A 2,702-nucleotide genomic window follows, 5' to 3' on the forward strand; every position below is an offset into this window, starting at 1 on the left:
CGTGTGGGCATGGGCGCCGACCCCCGATGGGACGCGGTTCATTGCGGTGTACAACGGCACCGGCCCGCAGGCGAACATAAGTACGGGGAGGCTGATCGGCTGGGCCGAGGACTGGGTGCACAGGTATGGCAGGGCCGTCGTGTACTCCCTGGAGCCGTCAATAATAATATGGGTCTCATACGCCGTGGATCTCCCCAACGGAAGCGTTGAGGTTATGGCGCAGCCCATCTACCAGCCCCTGAACCTGAGCCTTCCCCTAAGTAGCAGGGGAGCTGTAATAAGCGTGAGGGTGGGTCGTCCCTTCAGGACTATTCTGGAAACCTCTGGCAATGGCGTTAAGGTGGCAACAAAGAATCTGGGTGAGATGTCACCGGCGCAAAGCACCACTGCGACAACAGCCAGCGCCACTATAACCACTGAGCCTATCTCACCTCCATATTACCTAGTACCCCCGTGTTCTGGCATGGTATTCCAACGACACAGGCATGGCTCCCATAGGCCTCGCCCTGGCGGTAGCGCAGCCTAGCGCAGTTAGCGGGTCAGGTTCTGCAAACGCGGTCGTAGAGATCCTTGATGCTTCCGAGCTGGTTGACCAGTTCAGCGTGAACTCAATTACTCTGCTTGGCAGTGAGTTCGAGTCAGCCCTAGGAGATGCTGAGTCAGGGAAGCTTTTCCAGGCGGTCAGCAAGCTGTCCTCTCTGATGGGTGTCACGTTTACGTTCACGACAGGGGGTAAGGTAGTAGAGGATAACGGCGCTGAGGCTCCGGTAATATATATCTGGCAGCAGGTGCGTCAACCTGAGCAGGTGGGCCTACGAGCAGCGGCTGTTCATGCAGTCGCCAGGCTACTTCTTCGGGACTGGCATGAACTCGACCTGCCCTCTACCCAACACGCCAGCGCCCGTCATATGGCAGGACTATGCGACGAACCTGACGTATTATGCCACTATGAGCCCTAGTAGTACCCTCACTAAGGCCTTCGTTGGCCTCTCGGTCGGGGTTAACGGAGCCAGCTCCCCCCTGGGCGTAGGCCTTGATCTAGGTTCGGCCATAGCGTCAGCGACCGAGACCATGTCAATGATATTTGGCCAGGCGGAGGTAGCAGCTGCCGCGGACCTGGTAGCAGGGGTCCTCAACTCCTTCCAGTACCAAAGCTACTCGGTGGCCGTCAGCGCAAACACGATCTTGATAGACAATGGCCTGCCGCAGGGCTACTATGCTAGCGCATACTTCAGCAACCTGACGCCTGTGTACTATAACGCCAGCGGCTACGGCTTCACGCTGCCCAGGGAGCTCGTGTTCATAAACCTCACCTCCTCGCCCTGAAGGCGCCAAGAGATGTAACGGGTCAAAGAGACTCCTCGACAATGCCATAAGATAACACCTTTACTGTGATGATAAAGTCGCAGCAATTAAGTATTGAAGAAAGGACGATAAAACAGTAAAACTAATAAATATTGAAACCATTAAAAGTGTTATTTGCTTAGTACGATGCCAAAAAAAAAAAACAAGCCTAGTTAAACGTATTAGTATTTAAAACGGATGATTTTACGTAGCGTCTTTAAATCTCCTGTTACTTCCAATGTTGCAAAAACTGATAGGGTATATAAAGAGCCAAGATATTTTGGCGGAGGGTAATTAGCATCTTCCTGAAGAGTAACCCATTTAAGCGCCAAAAAGAACTCCATAACCTCTGGAAGAAGATTTTGATTCAAATATTTAAAATAATGAACTATTACATTATTTTGCGGCTTATTTAGTGGCCACCTATCACGTATATACCTAATCGTAGCATTAATTAAATACTCATCAAGTATGGGACCGTGACGCTTCAATTCCAAGTACGTTTTGCCTAAATCATCATGTTTCGGTATTTTTAATTCCACTATATTATTACTATTATTAAATATAGCTTGCCAAACGATGAAATCATAGTCGGTTTTTCCTCCAGGGACTTGTATATATATCTTATAATTACCTAGGTCTTCAACCTTAATAACACGGAAACTACGATTCTTCAAATTAAACAGGTTATCTAATGTTCCTATAACCTTTTCTCTCGGGGGGAGGGGGTCTAACAACGCGGACTGTTGAGTTGCATTAATAACTTGATTTCCTTGGATCATTTCTAGTATTTTTTTCTTTAGCTTTTCTTCCTTTGATTTCCTATCTTCTGCCAAAATACCACCTACCTTGTTTACATATGTAGGTTGTGCTTATTAAAAAGATTTGGAGCAGGATATGGCGGAGGCGATGGATGAATTTTATAAGCGTAACAAAAGGGTGCCAAGATTTATAGATCCAACCTGCGGTTCCTTCACCTTCGGCATACATTACATAAACGCCGTACTAAAATGGTACGAGTTAAAGAGACCCGATATAAACTCTATTAAATCGGCGGAACATATAATGGAGAACGTTGTAGGCATTGATTTAAAACCAGTGGCAGTTGTAACGGCGAAGGTTAATTATCTACTGCAGATTTACAGGCTCCTATCAATTCAAGGAAACTTCCTTGCAACACAACCCATAATACCAATTCTTAGATTGGATCTACTCCTTTACTACATACATTATAGTATGTTAAGAAGGGATACGCACTCAGCCCCCATGGATATATGGCTAGGTAAGGTTGAAGATAAGATCACTCTGCAAATACCACTTGAGATGCTTGATATTGAGGGAATGGAAAGCGAATCAAC

General features: G+C 46.9%; 4 protein-coding genes. 2 read left to right on the forward strand and 2 right to left on the reverse strand.

The window, feature by feature from the left end; translation table 11 throughout:
• On the reverse strand, window positions 1-198 hold a 198-nt coding region (locus ACP5H1_RS08260), incomplete at its 3' end, for a hypothetical protein (protein ID WP_427973994.1).
• A gap of 633 nt (window positions 199-831) precedes the next feature.
• On the opposite strand from ACP5H1_RS08260, the gene ACP5H1_RS08265 reads away from it, so the two are divergent.
• Entirely contained in the window at window positions 832-1,326 is a 495-nt protein-coding gene (locus ACP5H1_RS08265; RefSeq protein WP_427973996.1) for a hypothetical protein, read from the forward strand.
• Between the two features lie 200 nt (window positions 1,327-1,526).
• On the opposite strand, the gene ACP5H1_RS08270 is transcribed toward ACP5H1_RS08265, so the two are convergent.
• Complete coding sequence (locus ACP5H1_RS08270; RefSeq protein ID WP_427973999.1) at window positions 1,527-2,180, reverse strand: hypothetical protein; 654 nt, start codon at window positions 2,178-2,180, stop codon at window positions 1,527-1,529.
• Between the two features lie 49 nt (window positions 2,181-2,229).
• Here ACP5H1_RS08270 and ACP5H1_RS08275 point away from each other — a divergent pair.
• A partial coding sequence (locus ACP5H1_RS08275; protein WP_427974001.1) for a hypothetical protein occupies window positions 2,230-2,702 on the forward strand: 473 nt, incomplete at its 3' end.

This window comes from Acidilobus sp. (assembly GCF_049973875.1).
Lineage (GTDB): Archaea > Thermoproteota > Thermoprotei_A > Sulfolobales > Acidilobaceae > Acidilobus.